The sequence below is a fragment of the Halomonas sp. G11 genome (assembly GCF_001663515.1).
GTDB lineage: Bacteria > Pseudomonadota > Gammaproteobacteria > Pseudomonadales > Halomonadaceae > Vreelandella.
This window is the reverse complement of sequence record NZ_LYXG01000041.1, coordinates 347801-366094: the sequence shown is the minus strand read 5'-3', so window position 1 is coordinate 366094 and position 18294 is coordinate 347801. Positions and strand designations below refer to the sequence as shown.

General features: G+C 58.4%; 16 protein-coding genes. 6 read left to right on the top strand and 10 right to left on the bottom strand.

Annotated features, from left to right (window positions below):
• Positions 1-38: 38 nt before the first annotated feature.
• Positions 39-944 (top strand): LysR substrate-binding domain-containing protein, encoded by a 906-nt coding sequence (locus ADS46_RS16145; protein WP_066321707.1) that lies wholly within the window; start codon positions 39-41, stop codon positions 942-944.
• Between the two features lie 45 nt (positions 945-989).
• On the opposite strand, the gene ADS46_RS16140 is transcribed toward ADS46_RS16145, so the two are convergent.
• The gene (locus ADS46_RS16140) at positions 990-1835 is read right to left on the bottom strand and encodes a DNA/RNA non-specific endonuclease (protein ID WP_066321805.1); all 846 of its coding nucleotides are present in this window, start codon (positions 1833-1835) and stop codon (positions 990-992) included.
• A 67-nt stretch (positions 1836-1902) separates the two neighbouring features.
• Complete coding sequence (locus ADS46_RS16135) at positions 1903-2178, bottom strand: Lrp/AsnC family transcriptional regulator (protein ID WP_027338179.1); 276 nt, start codon at positions 2176-2178, stop codon at positions 1903-1905.
• Between the two features lie 306 nt (positions 2179-2484).
• Here ADS46_RS16135 and ADS46_RS16130 point away from each other — a divergent pair, with 306 nt between their 5' ends.
• The gene (locus ADS46_RS16130) at positions 2485-2799 is read left to right on the top strand and encodes a high-potential iron-sulfur protein (protein WP_066321706.1); all 315 of its coding nucleotides are present in this window, start codon (positions 2485-2487) and stop codon (positions 2797-2799) included.
• Between the two features lie 57 nt (positions 2800-2856).
• Here the strand turns inward: ADS46_RS16130 and ADS46_RS16125 are convergent, their stop codons facing one another.
• From ADS46_RS16125 to ADS46_RS16105, 5 genes are all read right to left on the bottom strand, one after another.
• Complete coding sequence (locus ADS46_RS16125) at positions 2857-4422, bottom strand: SpoVR family protein (protein ID WP_066321704.1); 1566 nt, start codon at positions 4420-4422, stop codon at positions 2857-2859.
• A gap of 21 nt (positions 4423-4443) precedes the next feature.
• Positions 4444-5733, bottom strand: a complete 1290-nt coding sequence (locus ADS46_RS16120; protein WP_066321703.1) for a YeaH/YhbH family protein — start codon at positions 5731-5733, stop codon at positions 4444-4446.
• A 25-nt stretch (positions 5734-5758) separates the two neighbouring features.
• On the bottom strand, positions 5759-7681 hold the full coding sequence (locus ADS46_RS16115) for a PrkA family serine protein kinase (protein ID WP_066321701.1): 1923 nt from the start codon (positions 7679-7681) through the stop codon (positions 5759-5761).
• A 253-nt stretch (positions 7682-7934) separates the two neighbouring features.
• Positions 7935-8978 (bottom strand): threonine aldolase family protein, encoded by a 1044-nt coding sequence (locus ADS46_RS16110; RefSeq protein ID WP_066321700.1) that lies wholly within the window; start codon positions 8976-8978, stop codon positions 7935-7937.
• Positions 8979-9119: 141 nt separating this feature from the next.
• A complete protein-coding gene (locus tag ADS46_RS16105) occupies positions 9120-11141 on the bottom strand; it encodes an NADPH-dependent 2,4-dienoyl-CoA reductase (RefSeq protein ID WP_066321699.1) in 2022 nt (673 codons plus the stop codon).
• Between the two features lie 253 nt (positions 11142-11394).
• Between ADS46_RS16105 and ADS46_RS16100 the strand changes: the two genes are divergently transcribed.
• A complete protein-coding gene (locus tag ADS46_RS16100) occupies positions 11395-12330 on the top strand; it encodes a DMT family transporter (protein ID WP_066321698.1) in 936 nt (311 codons plus the stop codon).
• A 42-nt stretch (positions 12331-12372) separates the two neighbouring features.
• The gene (locus ADS46_RS16095; protein ID WP_066321697.1) at positions 12373-13941 is read left to right on the top strand and encodes a bifunctional GNAT family N-acetyltransferase/carbon-nitrogen hydrolase family protein; all 1569 of its coding nucleotides are present in this window, start codon (positions 12373-12375) and stop codon (positions 13939-13941) included.
• Positions 13942-14160: 219 nt separating this feature from the next.
• Here the strand turns inward: ADS46_RS16095 and ADS46_RS16090 are convergent, their stop codons facing one another.
• Together ADS46_RS16090 and ADS46_RS16085 are read right to left on the bottom strand one after the other, a co-directional pair.
• Positions 14161-14460 carry an MGMT family protein gene (locus ADS46_RS16090; protein ID WP_066321696.1) on the bottom strand — a complete coding sequence of 100 codons (300 nt, stop codon included), beginning with the start codon at positions 14458-14460 and terminating at the stop codon, positions 14161-14163.
• Between the two features lie 15 nt (positions 14461-14475).
• Positions 14476-15339: a LysR substrate-binding domain-containing protein gene (locus tag ADS46_RS16085; RefSeq protein ID WP_066321694.1), complete on the bottom strand. Its 864-nt coding sequence runs from the start codon at positions 15337-15339 to the stop codon at positions 14476-14478.
• A 115-nt stretch (positions 15340-15454) separates the two neighbouring features.
• Between ADS46_RS16085 and ADS46_RS16080 the strand changes: the two genes are divergently transcribed.
• Both ADS46_RS16080 and ADS46_RS16075 read left to right on the top strand, forming a co-directional pair.
• Entirely contained in the window at positions 15455-16627 is a 1173-nt protein-coding gene (locus tag ADS46_RS16080) for a TauD/TfdA family dioxygenase (RefSeq protein ID WP_066321691.1), read from the top strand.
• A gap of 101 nt (positions 16628-16728) precedes the next feature.
• Positions 16729-17667, top strand: a complete 939-nt coding sequence (locus tag ADS46_RS16075) for an ABC transporter substrate-binding protein (protein WP_066321690.1) — start codon at positions 16729-16731, stop codon at positions 17665-17667.
• 160 nt (positions 17668-17827) lie between these two features.
• Here the strand turns inward: ADS46_RS16075 and ADS46_RS16070 are convergent, their stop codons facing one another.
• The gene (locus ADS46_RS16070; RefSeq protein ID WP_066321689.1) at positions 17828-18256 is read right to left on the bottom strand and encodes a secondary thiamine-phosphate synthase enzyme YjbQ; all 429 of its coding nucleotides are present in this window, start codon (positions 18254-18256) and stop codon (positions 17828-17830) included.
• Between the last annotated feature and the right edge of the window lie 38 nt (positions 18257-18294).

The window sequence follows — 18294 nt, the reverse complement described above, 5'->3', positions numbered from 1 at the left end:
TCTCAGGAAACGTCTTGCCGACTCTAGAGTTTTATTCAATGCGCGATGCCTTACCCCCGCTTACCAGCTTAAGTGCCTTTGAAGCTGCTGCACGATACTGCAGTTTCACTCAGGCAGGCAGCGAACTTAACTTGTCTCAAAGCGCCGTGAGCCGTCAAATCAAGCGTCTCGAAGCTGACCTGGGGCGGCTTCTTTTCGAGCGTCATTATGAAGGATTGCGTCTTACCCCGGCCGGGGAGCAGTACTTCCGGGTTGTACAGGGACTGTTACGCGAACTAAGGGATGAAACGGCTCGCCTTAGGCGAAGGGGAGACGACCGACAGTTGACACTGGCATCTAGCCCCACCATTGCTTCAATCTGGCTAGCGCGTCAGCTCCCTGACTTTCAGCGTGCGTACCCTGACATTGAAATTCGGATATTGACCGTCGAAGATCCCCGTCGACTTGATCTGGCAGAGTTCGATCTTGGCATCTACTACCGCGTTCCCAATGAGGTTGACCCACCAGGGCTGTTGGCAGATGCCATTTTCGAGCATGAGATGGTATCAGCCGTTTGTAGCCCCATTTATCTGGAGCGCCATGGCAAGGTGATTGATGCGAAGCAGTTGCTAACTAGCCACAATCTCATGGTGGTGGAAGACCATTACCATGATTGGCTAACCTGGGAAACATGGTACCGAGAATTGGACCTGGACTGGCAGGCACCTCTTCATACGCTACGAGCCAACAGTTTCCAGTTGCTGATGAATGCTACGCTGGCGGGTCAGGGGGTGACACTTGGCTGGATGCGTCTTCTAAGTGCTGAGCTTGATCAGGGAAATCTTGTGCAAGCACTGCCTTTCACTCTGCCGAGTAAAGGCAGTTTATCCCTGCTTACACCTGAGCATCGACACCTGACAGACCCTATGCGTGCTTTTCGCCACTGGGTGCTCAGCACTTCCTAATCAGCACTTCCTAATCAGTACTACGCAACATGAAATCAGCCTTACCTATTGATAACGCCCCGGCTTTTTCGCCACTTCTTCCAGCGCCCAGCCGCCAGTGCGGATTTCGCTTTCCAGGACACTTTCCACGTTGTCATTCAGCTCATGGAAAAAGTCCAGACCGGTGCGTGCTTCGATGTCATCAATGCTGACCAGGTAGTCGTCCAGTGGCTCGTTGCCGCGCACGTCCTGGGGCATGATGAAGGCAAGCGCGAGCGGTGCTTCATCGTGGGGTGCCACGATGATCTTGTAGAACGCCTCGGGCACTTCGACCAGGCCCACGCGATTGAAGACGTTATCCATAAAGCGTTCAGGAAAGATGGGGCCGGTAATGATTTGCAGGCGATCAAAACGCGGCGCGAAATGATCCATGACGGCTTCTTCCAAACGCTGCCAGAGCTGGCGGTTCAGATTGGGCCGTTGCGGGGTCATGTTGCTCATGTAGAAGGTGTCGAGCTGTGCGCTACGGCCGTGAACGGCGGCGATGGCATAGTTGGGGGCCAGGTGGCCGCGGTCGTAGCCGCTGCCGGAATAGCTGTCAGTGCCCACCGGCCATAATGTCCGCCAGTCGGGACGAAAGTCCGGGCGCGATCCAATGCGCGTATCGTCCACGGCGGCGACCTGATAACTGACCCAGAGCGGGTTGACGCGAACGTCCGACCAGCCCACCAGAAAACCGTCGTTGCGCAGCACCCGGTGGAAGGACGTAAAGCTCAGCGCCTCCCAGGTCGGCACGCCCTGCCAGGTGTACATATCTTGATGCTGGCGCTCCTGGTACTGCCAGAGCACGCTGCCCAGCACCACAAACAGCACGAGAATCCCTATTCGTCTGGTCTGCCGACGCCAACCCAAGCGTAACTTACCCAATCCCACAACTCCCCTGACCCGCTAGATCCAGCCCTTGATCAGAAAGGGCGCGTTACCAACCCAGTGAAAACATGGTTTCCAGATCGTGGCGCGAGTGCACCTGCATGGCGTTGAGCGTTTCCGTGTCGCTGATACCTTCAACGGCATTAAGTCGTTCGGTGACCAGGTCGGCCAGGCTCTCGAAGTCACGAGTCCGTGCGATAGCCACCAGATCGTAGCGGCCGCAGGTCGAATACACCTCGCTGATACCGTCGACATCCGCCAGGCGCTCAGCGACGGCCTTGACCTGACCTTTCTCGGTATTGATTAGGATGACTGCGTTTTGCATCGCGCCCTCATGAACTGTCGGTGTTGGATATGGTCTGATAGTGGCAGGAGTATAACAGGGCCCTGGCAGCGGGCGTAGTGGTGCAAAAAGTAGTGGCGCAAAAACAGTGAGGCTAAAAATAGCGACGCTAACAAAGTCGCTCTCAGCGTGACCGATTGTCGCTGCACCGTTCAGGGTATTCGCACTCCACGACGAGTTTCGCTAGCATGCAAATATGCGCTGATTACATTCGGCGCTATATAATAAAAGCACCGTCAATAACAGACACCGTGACAATACGTCAGTCAATGACGACGAGGAGCAACCATGGCTAACCAAAGCCGACGTGCCTTCATGCGATCCAGCATGCTCAGCCTGGCTGCCCTGCCGCTGGGTGCGGGTATCCTGTCCAAAACCGCCTTTGCGCAAACGCTACCGCGCCTGGACCCTTCGGCAAGCAATGCCCAGGCATTGAACTACGTGGAAGACGCAGCGGATGCCAGCGATCACCCGGCCTATGAAGAGGGACAGCGGTGTGACAACTGCATGTTCTACTCCGCCGATAACCAAGGTTGCCAGCTTTTCCCGGAAAACAGCGTCGAGCCCGGTGGCTGGTGCCAGTCCTGGGTCGCGCAAGGTTAACAACCAAGATGGCAGAGACGTCATACGCCTCTGCCATCATGCCCTCTTGAGTTTACGTCACTCTTCGCTTTGAGTGCTTTCTTCCACCGGCCACCGGTAACGGCGCGTGACGCGCCCCTCTTCCATGGAGATCAAGTGGACGGGGAACCCCCATAGCTTCTGCAAGTGCCGAATCACCGGATATACGCTACGTGCCAGTGGGCGGCGGCTGTCTTGCACATGGTGCAGCGTGAGTGAACGATCCCCCCTAATGGCCGCTTCCACGACCTGAATATTGGGCTCGCGCACCGATAGGGCGTATTGCGTTGCCAGCGCATCGCGTACTCGCCGGTAGCCTTGTTCGTTGTGAATGGCGGCCACCTCCAGCATTTCCTCCTGATCATCGTCGACCACCAGAAACAGCTTGTGATCGCGCATGACCTTGGGCGACAAAAACTGCTGGATAAAGGATTCATCCTTGAAGTTGCGCATCGCGAATTCGACTGCCTCCCGCCAGGGCGAACCCGCCATATCCGGAAACCACTGCCGATCCTCGTCGGTGGGCGCTTCGCAGATGCGTTTGATATCCATGAAAATGGCAAAGCCCAGGGCATAGGGGTTGATGCCGCTGTAATAAGGGCTATCAAACGCGGGCTGGTTGATCACCGCTGCATGGGACTGTAAAAACTCGAGCATGAGCCCTTCATCGACATTGCCATCGTCGTAAAGGCGATTCATCAGGGTATAGTGCCAGAAGCACGCCCAGCCCTCGTTCATTACCTGGGTTTGCCGTTGGGGGTAAAAATACTGCGCCAGTTTACGCACGATGCGCACGATTTCACGCTGCCATGGGGCCAGTAGCGGCGCGTTCTTCTCGACAAAGTAGAGCAGGTTTTCCTGGGGCTCGGGAGGGTAACGGCCGCCACTGTGCAGCCCGAGCGGGTCATCTTCTTCCGGCGATAAACTGCCGGGCAACGACTCGCCGCCTTCCGGACTGTCGGGGATCGTGCGCCACAGCAGATTCACCTGGGTTTGCAGGTAGGCCTCGCGTTCGTCCTGGCGTTTGGCTTCTTCTTCCGCCGAAATCGGCGACGGCCGCTTGTAACGGTCCACCCCGTAGTTTTGCAGCGCATGGCAGGCATCCAACAGCTGCTCGACCGCCTGAACACCATGGCGCTCCTCGCACTTTGCAATGTAGTGGCGAGCGAACACCAGATAATCGACGATGGACTCCGCGTCGGTCCAGGTGCGAAACAGGTAATTGCCTTTGAAGAAGGAATTATGCCCGTAACAGGCATGGGCCATGACCAGCACCTGCATCATCAGGGTGTTTTCTTCCATCAGGTAGGCGATACAGGGGTTGGAGTTGATGACCAGCTCGTAGGCCAGTCCCATCTGGCCGCGCTTGTAGGCCTGCTCGACAGCGAGAAACTGCTTGCCGAACGACCAGTGGTGGTAGCCTACCGGCATGCCGACGCTGGCGTAGGCATCCATCATCTGCTCGGTGGTGATCACTTCAATCTGGTTGGGATAGGTATCCAGCCGGTATTCGTCGGCAAGCCGAGCCAGCTCGGCATCAAAACGCTCAAGGATGCTGAAGTTCCAATCGGAACCGGTCGCAATCGGCTTGTGGGTGGCATTCATGGCGCACTCCTCAACGGGCGGTCAGTGCTGCTGACTCAAGCGACGCTTGAACAATTCACGGAAGACGGGGTAGATATCCCCGGCGTCGATAATCTGACGCATGGCAAACTGCTCGGGAAAGCGAGCGGCCACGGTCTCGTATTCCTGCCATAGCGACTGATGGTCATGGGGGGTGATTTCCACATAGGCATAGTACTGGAGCTGCGGCATCAGTTGCTTGACCAGCAAGTCGCGGCACACGTTTGAATCATCATCCCAGTTGTCGCCGTCGGAAGCCTGGGCAACATACAGGTTCCACTGCTCCGGCGGGTACCGCTTGTCGATGATCTTCTTGACCAGGGTGAGCGCACTGGACACGATGGTGCCGCCGGTTTCCCGCGAGTAGAAAAACTCCTCTTCGCTGACTTCCCGAGCAGCCGTGTGGTGGCGGACAAAGACGAGCTCGACTTTCTCATAGTGTTTTTCCAGAAACAGATACAGCAGCAGGAAAAACCGCTTGGCGATGTCCTTGTGGTTCTGGGTCATCGAACCGGACACGTCCATGACGCAGAACATTACCGCCTGGCTGGAGGGTTGTGGCTGGGCGGCCAGTTGGTGATAACGCAGGTCGTAGGTATCGATAAACGGCACCGCTTCAATGCGTTTTTCCAGGCGCTCGATCTCGGCCTTCAGTTCAGTAATGCGCGCCGGATTGCGCAGCACCGGATCTTTACGCTCCTCGGCCTCAAGTGCCTGCTGAGCCTCTCGCAGGGCGCGCTTGATGGGCGCGCGCATGGCGATACGCCGCGCGTAGGCTTCACGCATCGAGCGGGTGATGCTGATACGCGAAGGCACCCCGTCCCGCGCCAGGCCGGCGCGCACCATCTTGATTTCCTGCAGCGACTTGAGCGGCTTGCGCTGAAGGTGAGGCAGTTCCAGCCCATCAAAGACAAATTCCAGAAACTCTTCGCGGCTCAGGGTGAAGGCAAATTCATCGGTGCCTTCTCCCTGATTGGAAGCGCTGCCTTCACCGGACCCGCTGCCGCCGCCCTGGCCAGGCGGGCGGTGAATCTTATCGCCCGCCAGAAACTCCTTGTTGCCAGGCGAGACGATCTCACGCGCCCCGCCCGGTCCGTGCTGAAACACCGGCTCGGAAATATCCTTGGTGGGGATCGACACCTTCTCGCCCCGCTCCATGTCGGTAATTGAGCGGCGGTTGACGGCTTCTTCCACGGAGCGCTTGATATGCTTGCGGTAACGCTCCAAAAAGCGCTGCCGATTCACCGCGCTCTTGTGCTTGGCATTGGGCCTGCGATCGATGAAGTAGGTCATGTGACCTCCTTTTTAAGCGCATCCGCTACTGGGACTTGCGTACGCGCAGGTACCACTCGGAGAGTAGCCGCACTTGTTTTTCGGTGTAGCCACGATCCACCATCCGCGCAACGAAATCCTCATGCTTCTTCTGGTCCGACTTGGACGCCTTGGCATTGAAAGAAATCACCGGCAGCAGCTCTTCGGTATTGGCGAACATCTTGTGTTCGATCACGCCTTTGAGCTTTTCATAGGACTGCCAGCTGGGGTTCATGCCGTTGTTTTGCGCCCGCGCACGCAGTACAAAGTTGACCACTTCGTGGCGGAAGTCCTTGGGGTTGGAGATCCCTGCGGGCTTCTCGATTTTCTCCAGATCTTCGTTGAGTGCCTGGCGGTCGAGCAGCTCACCGGTCTCGGGGTCGCGGTATTCCTGATCCTGAATCCAGAAGTCCGCGTAGGTGACATAGCGGTCAAAAATGTTCTGCCCGTACTCGCTGTAGGACTCCAGGTAAGCGGTCTGGATTTCCTTGCCGATAAACTCGACGTAGCGCGGGGCCAGGAACTCCTTGATGAAGCCAATGTAACGTTCGAACACTTCCGACGGTAACTGCTCGCGCTCGAGTGCCTGTTCCAGCACGTACAGCAAATGCACGGGGTTAGCTGCCGTTTCCGTGCCATCAAAGTTGAACACCTTGGAGAGAATCTTGAAGGCAAAGCGGGTTGATAGCCCCTGCATACCTTCATCCACCCCGGCGGCATCGCGGTATTCCTGGATCGACTTGGCTCGTGGGTCGGTATCCTTGAGGTTTTCGCCGTCGTAGACGCGCATCTTGGAGTAGATACTCGAGTTTTCGGGCACCTTCAGCCGCGAAAGCACGGAGAATTGCGCCAGCATGCGCAGCGTATCCGGCGCGCAGGGCGCGGCGTTAAGCGACGAGTCTTCGAGCAGTTTCTGGTAAATCTTGATTTCTTCGGTTACCCGCAGGCAGTAAGGCACCTTGACGATATACACCCGGTCAAGAAACGCCTCGTTGTTGCGGTTATTGCGAAACGCCTGCCACTCGGATTCATTGGAGTGGGCCAGGATCACGCCGTCAAAGGGAATCGCCCCCATGCCCTCGGTGGGGTTGTAGTTGCCTTCCTGGGTGGCCGTGAGCAGGGGGTGCAGCACCTTGATGGGTGCCTTGAACATCTCGACGAACTCCATCAACCCCTGGTTGGCACGGCACAACCCGCCGGAAAAGCTGTAGGCGTCCGGGTCGTCCTGGGAATAGAGCTCCAACTGACGAATATCGACCTTGCCGACCAGGGACGAAATGTCCTGGTTGTTCTCATCGCCGGGCTCGGTTTTGGAAATAGCAATCTGGTTAAGCCGTGACGGGTACAAACGCACGACCCGGAACTGGGAGATATCGCCGCCATATTCTTTCAAGCGCTTGGCCGCCCAGGGCGACATGACACTTTTGAGGTAGCGTTGAGGAATCCCGTACTCTTTTTCAAGCAACTCGCCGTCTTCTTCAGGCGAGAACAGGCCAAGGGGTGACTCATAAACCGGCGAGCCTTTAATGGCATAGAAGGGAATCCGTTCCATCAACAGCTTGAGACGCTCCGCCAGCGACGATTTACCGCCGCCCACCGGGCCCAGCAGGTACAGAATCTGTTTGCGCTCTTCTAGCCCCTGGGATGCATGACGGAAGTACGACACGATCTGCTCGATGGCTTCTTCCATGCCGTGGAACTCGGCGAACGCGGGGTAACGCCGGATGACTTTATTGGAAAAAATTCGCGAGAGACGCGAGTCCTTGGCAGTGTCGATGACCTCAGGCTCGCCAATGGCTTCCAGCATGCGCTCGGCCGCACTGGCATAGGCCTTGGGGTCACGGCGACAGAGCGCCAGATACTCCTCAAGGCTCATGTCCTCTTGTTGAACGCGGGCAAAACGGTCTTGAACGTGATCAAAGATGCTCATGGAACTCTCCTGTAGCCCATCCCCAGACAGTCACCGCCAGCCAATCAACATCGGTGCGATGTGCCAAACGAGGTGTCGCTTATCAGCATAGTCAGCATTAGCAAAATGTGATGACTCAAACTTCAACGCTAACGCTTTCATTCTATGAGCGTAGAGTAGGTAGATTAGTTGCGTTGACAGACCCAACGCAAAACGCCGCCTGGAAGGCGGCGCTCGGAGAGCAGCTAATGGGATGGGGCTAACGGGGATGGGGCTATTCGAGCACTTCCTGGATATCGGTCAGCAACTGGTCGAGTAATTCAACGGTGGTATTCCAGGCACAGACAAACCGCGCGCCGCCAGCGCCAATGAAGGTATAAAAGGTCCAGTCTCTGGCTTTCAACGCTTCGATGGCCCGGGGCGGCAATTCAACGAAGACGCTGTTGGCCTCGGTCGGAAACATCAGCGACACGCCGGGTAAGGCTTGCAGGCCATCGGACAGGTAGCGCGCCATGGCGTTGGCGTGCTGGGCGTTGGTCAACCAGGCACCGCTTTCCAGCAACCCAAGCCAAGGCGCAGAGACAAAGCGCATTTTAGACGCCAGCTGGCCTGCTTGCTTGCAGCGGTAAGAGAAATCTTCGGCCAGCTCCCGGTTGAAAAACAGAATGGCCTCACCAAACGCCAAGCCGTTTTTGGTACCCGAGAAGCACAGCGCGTCGACGCCTACCTGCCAGGTCAACTCGGCCGGGGTGGCATCCAGGCTGGCACAGGCGTTGGCAAAGCGAGCGCCGTCCATATGCAGGCGCAGGTCGTACTTGTCCGCCATGGCGCGAATGGCCAGCAGTTCCTCTCTGGAATAGACCGTGCCGACTTCGGTGGCCTGGGTCAGCGAAATGACCTTGGGTTTGGGATAGTGGATATCGCTGCGCTTGGTGACCAGCGCTTCGATGCCTTCCGGGGTCAATTTGCCGTTGGCACCCGGCGACGTCAGCAGCTTGGCGCCGTTGGAGAAAAACTCAGGGCCACCGCATTCGTCGGTTTCAATGTGGGCCAGTTCATGGCAGATCACACTATGGTAACTGCGCCCCATGGCGGAGAGGGCCAGTGAATTGGCAGCGGTGCCGTTGAAGACGAAAAACACGTCGCAATCGAAGTCGAACATATCGCGAAAACGATCGGCGGCACGGGCTGTCCAGCGGTCATTGCCGTAAGCGAGATCATCGGCTTGGTTGGCTTGCAGCAGATATTCCATGGCTTCCGGGCAAATACCGGAGGTGTTATCACTGGCCAAAAATCGTGGGGTACACTCCGAGGTCATGGCGATAATCCTTATGGCGAGTCCTTGTGGGCAATCCTTTTCATCTAACGGCTTGGCGGCGTGGGCTGGGTGCCACCCACACCGTTTGCGACTCGTTAGACTTAATAACTAGGTTACACCCAGTCTATCGCCATTTCAGTGCTATAAGGAAGCGGCCAGACGGGTGCCCTGGTCAATGGCGCGCTTGGCATCGAGCTCAGCGGCTTCATCGGCGCCGCCAATCACATGCACGCGGTGGCCTTTCTGCTCCAGCGGCGCAATCAGGTCCCGCACCGATTCCTGACCTGCGCAGACCACGATGGAGGCCACATCGAGCACCTGGTCCCGCCCTTCTTGGCGGATATGTAGACCGTCATCGTCGATCTTGAGGTATTCACAGCCGGTGAGGGTTTTGACGCCGCGCTGTTTGAGCGACGCACGGTGCACCCAGCCCGTCGTCTTGCCCAGGTATTTACCCGGCTTGGAGGTTTTACGCTGCAGCATGACGATCTCTCTTGGCGACGCAGGCGGTGCGGGGGCTTTCAAACCGCCCCGCGCCGCCATCGAAAGGTCCACGCCCCATTCCTCACACCATGCGGCCAGATCCAGCGTCGGGTGCCCCTGATGGGCCAGCAACTCAGAGACATCAAAGCCGATACCGCCCGCGCCAATCACCGCCACCGTGGGCCCAACACGCTTAGGGTGTTCAATCGCTTCAGCATAGCTCAGCACCTTGGGATGATCGGCACCGGGCAGCGTCAGTTCACGGGGCATGACGCCGGTGGCAATCACCACCTCATCGAAGTCCGCCAGGGATTCGACGGTGGCGTGGGTGTTCAAGCGGACCTCCACGGCGTGTTTATTCAGCATCACGCGGTAGTAGCGCAGTGTCTCATTGAACTCTTCTTTGCCGGGGATCTTGCGGGCGTAGTTGAACTGTCCGCCGAGCTCGCCACGACGCTCAAACAGCACGACGGTATGGCCGCGGCGAGCCGACTCCACGGCTGTCGCCAGGCCCGCCGGGCCGCCGCCGACCACCGCGACGCGCTTCACCATACGGGCAGGCTCAAGCGTCAATTCGGTTTCATGGCAGGCGCGAGGGTTGACCAGGCAGGAGGTGAGCTTGCCCGCAAAGGTGTGATCCAGGCAGGCCTGATTGCAGGCGATACAGGTGTTGATTTCGTCGGCCAGCCCCGCTTCGGCCTTGCGCACCCATTCCGGGTCGGCAAGAAACGGCCGCGCCATGGAGACCATGTCGGCATGCCCCTCGGCGAGCACCCGCTCAGCCACATCCGGCATGTTGATACGATTGGTGGTGATCAGCGGGATCGACAGGGCCGCCTTCATGCGTTTGGTCACTTCGCTGAACGCCGCGCGGGGGACGCTGGTGACAATGGTCGGCACCCGGGCTTCGTGCCAGCCAATACCGGTATTGATCACATCGGCACCGGCCGCTTCAATGGCTTTCCCCAGGGCAACGACTTCTTCCCAGGTGCTGCCCTCTTCCACCAGGTCGATCATCGACAGGCGGAAGATGACCAGAAACCGTTCGCCCACGGCGGCACGGATGCGCTTGACGATTTCGATGGGAAAGCGAACCCGGCGCTCGAAGTCACCGCCCCATTCGTCGTCACGCTGATTGGTCCGCTGGCAGATGAACTGGTTGATCAAGTAGCCCTCGGAGCCCATCACCTCAACGCCGTCATAACCTGCCTGCTGGGCGAGATTCGCACAGTGCACGTAGTCGGCAATTTGCTGCTCGACCTTATCGCTGGTCAGCGCGCGTGGTGTAAAGGGGTTGATCGGTGCCTGGATCGCCGACGGTGCCACCAGCTCAGGCGAGTAGGCATAGCGGCCGGCATGCAGAATCTGCATACATAGATGCCCACCCTCGGCGTGAACGGCGTCGACGACCTGACGATGTTCTGCCAGTTGCGATGCCTCGGTCAGCGCGTTGGCGCCCTGGAAGACCGCCCCCTCGGCATTGGGCGCAATACCGCCGGTCACGATCAGACCAACCCCGGCCCTTGTCCTCTCTGCATAAAACGCAGCCAGCCGCTCAAAGCCGTTGGGCGCTTCTTCCAGATTGGTGTGCATGGAGCCCATCAACACCCGATTTGGCAGCGTTAAATGCCCCAGTGTGATCGGACGGAAAAGATGCGGATAGGCAGGCGCACGAGTCATCACGGTTCTCCAGAGGGTTATTCGATGATTATTCAAACAAGCGTATGACATCCTGCCCGCCACGTACAGTCCCCCCGTCCTGATGACAAGCCCTGACGACAAGTTCTTGTGACAAGTTCTGGTGAAAAGATCTGATGATAGGCTCTGGTGACAGTTTCTGGTGTAAGGCTCGGGTGAAAGAGCCTTGCTCACTCAGCAAAAGGGCGTCACATTACCCGGCTAACGATAAGGGACTGTTTTAAGGGAATGTGCTATGCCATTGATGTATTTTTTAGCCCCGCTAACCACTGTGCTGATCTGGTCGGGGAACATGACCATCAATCAGCTGACCGTCGGGGCTATCGCACCGAGTAGCATTGCGTTCTTGCGCTGGCTGCTGGCGCTGCTGGTAATGACACCTTTTGTGCTGCCCGCTGCCATACGCCACCGCGAGGAAATCCGCCGCCACTGGCCCAAACTGGCTTTGCTGGGGCTTCTGGGCATGGGTCTGTGGCAAGGCTTGGCCTATGTCGCCGCGGAAACCACCAGCGCCACCAACATGGGCATACTGGCGGCAATGGTGCCGCTACTGACCGTGCTGTTGAGTGCGTTGATTTTACGCGAGCCGCCCACCCGTGGAGGTGTGGCAGGCGGGATCCTGGCGTTTATCGGCGTGACCGTCCTGCTGGGTCGCGGCAACCCGCTTTCCCTGCTACAGCTGGAAGTCGCCTATGGTGATGCACTGATGGTGGTGGCGGCTACCTGCTATGCGCTTTACGGCGTCATGCTCAAGCGCTGGGCGATGAAGTTGCCGCCCTGGGTGATGCTTTACGCTCAGGTGTGCTTTGCCGTGCTGTTACTGTTGCCGCCTTATCTGATGGGGCCGATGACGCCGGTGGACAGCCAGAACATAGGGCTCATTCTCTATGCAGGCATTCCGGCATCAATCATTACCACCTTTTTATGGATGCGTGCCGTCCGCCAAATAGGCGCCAGCCAGGCGAGTATTTTCATCAACCTGATGCCGCTGTTCAGCGCCCTCATCGCCATGGCGTTTCTGGGCGAGCAGGTGGCGGGCTTCCACTTTATCGGTGGGCTTTTGATATTGGCAGGCGTCATCATGGCGCAGACCCTGACCCAGCCCTTGGCCGCTTCCAGGTCATCGAGGAATAAGCTATCACAGGATAAAACGAGCAGTGCCAAGCAATGATACAATAGGGCAACTTATTTCGACTGCCGGGAATCCATCAATATGTCCCTAGAAGAACTGCACCTTAACCTCCGCAACCTGACCAGCGATGACTATGAACAGTTGAAGTCGTTGATGGATGCGGTGTATCACGATATCGGGGGTGCCTGGCCAAAGCGTACGATCGATAAACTGATCCAGGAGTTTCCCGATGGCCAGATCGCTATCGAGGACGATGGGATCCTGGTGGGTGTAGCGCTGACCGTTCAGGTGGATTACGACGAGTTCTCCAACCCGCACAAGTACGACGACCTGATCGGCCATCGCGAGATCATCCGCAATGATCAGGATGGCGATGCCATGTATGGCCTGGATGTGCTGATTCATCCCGACTATCGCGGCTACCGCCTGGGTCGCCGCCTTTACGAGGCGCGCAAGGAGCTGTGTCGTTCGCACAACCTGCGTGCCATTCTGGCGGGTGGGCGAATTCCCGAATACCATCAGCATTCCGATGAACTGTCTCCGGCCCAGTACATCGACAAAGTATCGCGTAAAGAGATTTACGACCCGATTCTGTCGTTCCAGCTGGCCAACGACTTCCAGGTCAAGCGCCTGCTGCGCAAGTACCTGCCCGAAGACGAGCAGTCCCGGGGCTACGCGACCCTTCTTGAGTGGAACAATATCCTCTTCGAGCCCGCAGAAAGCGTGCTGGATACCCGCCCGACCCAGGTGCGTGTGGGGGCAGTGCAATGGCAGATGCGCGAGTTCTCTTCCGTGGAAGCCGCATTACAGCAGATCGAGTACTTTGTGGACGCACTGTCGGATTACCAAAGTGACTTTGCCGTCTTTCCGGAGCTGTTCAACGCGCCGCTGATGGGGCTTCAGGACCGTGAAGCCCAGCAGGACCAGATGGGCGCGATTCGCTTTCTGGCGGGCTTTACCGAGCGCTTTGTCGCCGAGCTGTCGCGGATGGCAGTGTCCTACAACATCAACATTATCGGCGGCTCGATGATCGAGGCTGGCGAGGATGACCGGCTGTATAACATCACCTACCTGCTCCACCGCGATGGCAGCATCGAGAAGCAGTCGAAGCTGCATATCACCCCCCAGGAGCGCCGCGACTGGGTGATTGAAGGCGGTGACGATCTTCAGGTGTTCGATACCGACGCGGGCCGTGTGGGCATTCTGATTTGCTACGACGTGGAATTCCCTGAGCTAGGCCGTCTGCTCGCCGACCAGGATATGGACATTCTGTTCGTGCCTTTCTGGACCGACACCAAGAACGGCTACCTGCGGGTGCGCCATTGCGCCCAGGCGCGCGCCATCGAAAACGAGTGCTATGTGGTGCTGTGCGGCAGCGTCGGCAACCTGCCGTCGATCGAGAACCTGGATATCCAGTACGCACAGTCGGCGGTATTCTCGCCATCCGACTTTGCCTTCCCCCACGACGCGGTGCTGGCGGAAACCACGCCCAATACCGAGATGATCTTCTTCTCGGACCTGGACCTGACCCGCCTGACCGTGGTGCGCGCCGAAGGCTCGGTAACCAACCTGAAGGACCGCCGCAAGGATCTCTTCGACCTGCGCTGGCGCGACTGGTCCTGGAAGTCAGGCGCCAATCTCGACGACTAACAACCGCTCTTACAATAGCCATAAAACCGACAACGCCGCCTTTATCAGGTGGCGTTGTTATTGGCTTTCTAATAAAGCCGTGAGATGACATCTGAACCGGCATGGAACAACCCTACGCGGGGGCGCTGTAAACCCGTCCATGGGCGCTACTTTCGCCATCCATGGCGAAAAACCCCCGCTACGAGTTGTTCCATGCCTCATCACCTATACCTGCTTCTGTCAGTCAGGCCAAACAAGGTGTCCGGGGACGCGCCCCTTGGCATCAAACGCCACGCCTTCATCGCGCAGTTTTTGATGCTGGCGGGCCGCGCCGCCGTGGTCGGCAAGCTTCAACGAAGCGGCAATGACCCGGTGCCAGGGCAACTGGTGACCGTCCGGCAAGTGGCGCATGGCAGACCCCACCATGCGCGGGGTCGCCCCTTCGGTCATTGCCGCAATCCGCCCGTAGGTCGTCACCCGCCCCGCCGGTATCTGATCGACAATGGTATAGATCTGTTCGAGTAGTTCAGGCCGGGGCATCGTTTTACCCTCCTTCTAGATCGCGTTTATCAACCACTGCCATACCGTCTCAGCGTCTTCACTCACGATACGACGGCTCGGCCTTACCAGCCAGAAGCGCTCCTCGCTGGGCACGCTTATCGAAAACGGTGCCACGAGATCATCGCGCTGCTCAAGCAGGCGCCGATGCGTCAGCGCAATACCGCCTCCCTGGCTTGCCAGCGCCAGCGTCATGACCTGATTATCGCAGGTCAACGCATGGCATTGTGCCTCCAGATGCGATGCCCCCGCCGTCTGCAACCAGCCTGGCCAGCCAACCCCAAAGCCCACTGCGTGGAGCAGGGTGTGTCCGGCCAAGTCGCTCGGTGCGCCAAGCGTTGCAGCGATAGCGGGGGTACAAACGGGCACTAGCTGCTCGTCGCCGAGCGGGTACATCTCGACGCCGCTCCAGTCGCCCCGCCCATAGCGAATTTCGATATCGGCGCCCTCCGGGCCAAAATCATCGGGCCAGATGGCGCTAACCAGACGCAGCGATAGCTTGGGATGGCGGTGATGCAGCTGAATCAGCCTCGGCGCCAGCCACACCTGCTGAATGACCGGTGTGGCGCGCAGGGTGACCGGCTGCTCGAGGGTCATGCCGAACACTTCCGAGGTGCCCTCGCTGATCCGCGCGAAGGCATCGTGAATACTCGGCAGCCAGGCCTGCCCGGCGGGCGTAAGGGTCAGGCTTCGGGCATGCCTGACGAACAGTTTCTGCCCCAGACGGTCTTCCAGCAGCCGGATACGCTGACTGATCGCCGCCTGGGTCACCCCCAGCTCGTTACCGGCAGCGGTAAAGCTGAGCGTTCGGGCGGCGGATTCAAAGGCCTGTAGCCATAGTAACGGCGGCAATGCACTCATGGGAAAGCAACCTATAAGCTGAACGGGGTCTCAGGGGTCAGATTAATCGTTTGTCACTGCCATTGCGACTGCGCATCCTAGATGGGCGTTATTTAGTCAATGCCGGGAGGAAGTGATGAACAGTGCCGTTTTCGCTGAAGAGCAATACCAAGCGCCGCAAATGGGCGAATTAGCCCCCTACCAGGACGGCCCATCACTAACTGAGGCAGTGCCCACCGATGAAGGCATCCGCCTTACATGGCAGTATGGCCAGCACACCACGCTACCACTGCTGTGGCTGCGCGACCATTGCGCCTGCCCCGCCTGTCGGCACCAGCAAACCCGCGAGCGGTTGTACCTGCCGCTTGAGGATATCAGCGAAACGCCGACCATCGAACTTGCCGGAGGCCATCTCTACCTGACCTGGCAGGATGGCCACGAAAGTGCCTTCCACAGCGGCTGGCTTTACCAGCGCCGTCCGGAAGCCGAGATCCCCACGGCCGTTCCATCGCTGGCCCCCTGGCGGGATCAATTCACCCCTGAGCGCATTCGCCATGCCGATTTCCTGACGCCCGAGGGCGAAAAAGCCTGGCTGACGGCCATGTTGCGCGACGGTTTGGCGCTGATCACCGAAGGCCCGCTGGTTGAGGAAGAAGTCAGCCGCCTGGCGGAGCGTATCGGCCCCCAGCGTGCCACCAACTTTGGTTCGCGCTTTGATGTCCGCTCAAAGCCCAACCCCAACAATGCCGCCTACACCGCCGTCGGCCTGCCGCTGCACATCGACCTGCCCAACTGGCGTCAGCCGCCGGATATTCAACTGCTCTACTGCCTGCAGAACGAGGCGAGTGGCGGTCAATCGCTGTTTGCCGATGGCGCACGGGTGGTCAACGCATTACGCCAACAGGACCCGGAAGCCCTGAAAATTCTGAGCGAAACCGCGATCGATTTTCGCTTTCAGGACGACACGCACGACATTTCAGTGCGTGAGCCGGTCATCAAACTCGATGCTGACGGCAACCTCGTCGAAATGCGCCTCAACAACTGGATTCGCGACACCCTGCACCTGCCAGCGCCCAAGATGGCCGCCTGGTACCGCGCCTACCGCGTTCTGTGGCAGCTGTTTCACAGCGAGGCGCACCAGATCGAGTTCACCTTATTACCTGGCCAGATGGTGGCGTTCGACAACCGCCGTGTCCTCCATGGACGGCGCGAATTCGACCCCAACAGCGGCGCACGTCACTTGCAGGGCACCTATCTAGACCGTGACATGCTCGCTTCCAAGCTGCGTGTTCTGGCGCGTACTGCATGAAACAGTGCATGAAATAGCGCGTGAGAAAGCGCATGAAAAGATGCATGAGAAGCACATGACGAGCATGCATTGATAATAAACCAAGCAAGGAGATCGATCGTATGACACACCTGAAACCTCTCGCCTCGGGCATTGCCTTTGCCAGCGCAGCGCTGTTTGCCTCGGCAGCCCAAGCCGATGACCAGACCCTCGACTTTGGCGTACCCGCCTGGCCTGGTATTACCGTCAAGAGCGCCATCGCCGAGCAGCTGCTCAACCCGCTGGGCTACGAGACCACGACCCAGGAAATCGGCCTGCAGGTGATTTACCAGGGGATTGAAAGCGGCGATATCGATGCCTTCCTGGGCGCCTGGCTGCCTGCCCAACGCGAGATGTTCAACCCGCGCAAGGAATCCGGCGTACTGGTGGATGTGGCCAACAACGTCGATGGCGCGCAAATGACCCTGGCCGTGCCCGAATACCTCTATGAAGACGGCCTGCAAAGCTTTGCCGATCTTGACGACTACCGCGACCAGCTGAATGGCGAGATTCATGGCTTTGGTGCCGGTTCAGCGGCCAGCGAAATCCTCAACAACGCCATTGATAACGACACCTGGGGACTCGGCGACTGGCAACTGGTCGACACCAGCGAAGTCGCGATGCTCTCCGCCGCCCGCGATTCGATCTCTCGCGAAGAGCCCATCGTATGGGTTGGCTGGACACCGCACTGGATGAACCTTGAGTTACCGATGCGCTATCTCGACGACGAGAAAGACCTGTTCGGCGAGAACAATGGCGAAAGCGAAGTGCTCACGCTGCTACGTTCTGGCTACGCCGACGCCAACCCCAACGTCGTGACGTTCTTTGAACAGTTCACCTTCAGCGCCGAAGAACAAAGCTGGATGATCCAGCAGTTCGGCCAGGAAGAGCGTGAGCTGGACAGTGTCGCCGAGCAGTGGATCAACGAAAACGCCGAGCGGGTGGAAGCCATGCTCGCCGACGTGACGACTACCGATGGTGACCCCGCCTGGCCGGTTATTGAAGCTCAGCTCAACGAGTAACGATCACCGATAGCGTTGTCGAGGGCGCTACTTTTCCATCTGACCGCCATGGATGGCGGGAATGCCAAAATCGCCGGGAGCCTTTCCCGGCCTCGGAAATAGCCCCTCGCTTCAACCTGCCCCAGCACCCCGTTATTGAGTCGTTGTAAAAGGCGACTGATTAGGGGTCAGCTTTCCCGGTAAGTGTCGCCATGACACGCCGCGGACCACCCTGCTCACGGTGTTCGCCGAACCAGATCCCCTGCCATGCGCCAAGCACCAGGCGGCTATCACGCACCGCCAGTGTTAATTGCGTACCCAACAGGCTTGCCATGACATGGGCGGGCATGTCATCCGGGCCTTCCAGCGTATGGCGGAAATAATCCAACCCTTCCGGCACCAGGCGACGCATGAAGGCGTCCATATCATGGCGAACATCCGGGTCGCTATTTTCATTGAGGGTCAGCGAAGCCGAAGTATGCAGTAACTGCAGATGCAAAATGCCCATCTCACATTCCGCCAGCCAGGGTAGCGCCCCGACCAGCTCTTGGGTGATAAGATGGAAGCCCCGTGGCCGCTCGGTTAGGTGAATCTCATCCTGGTGCCACATAACCATCGCCTTAACGTTATGAGTGTGTCATTCCATTC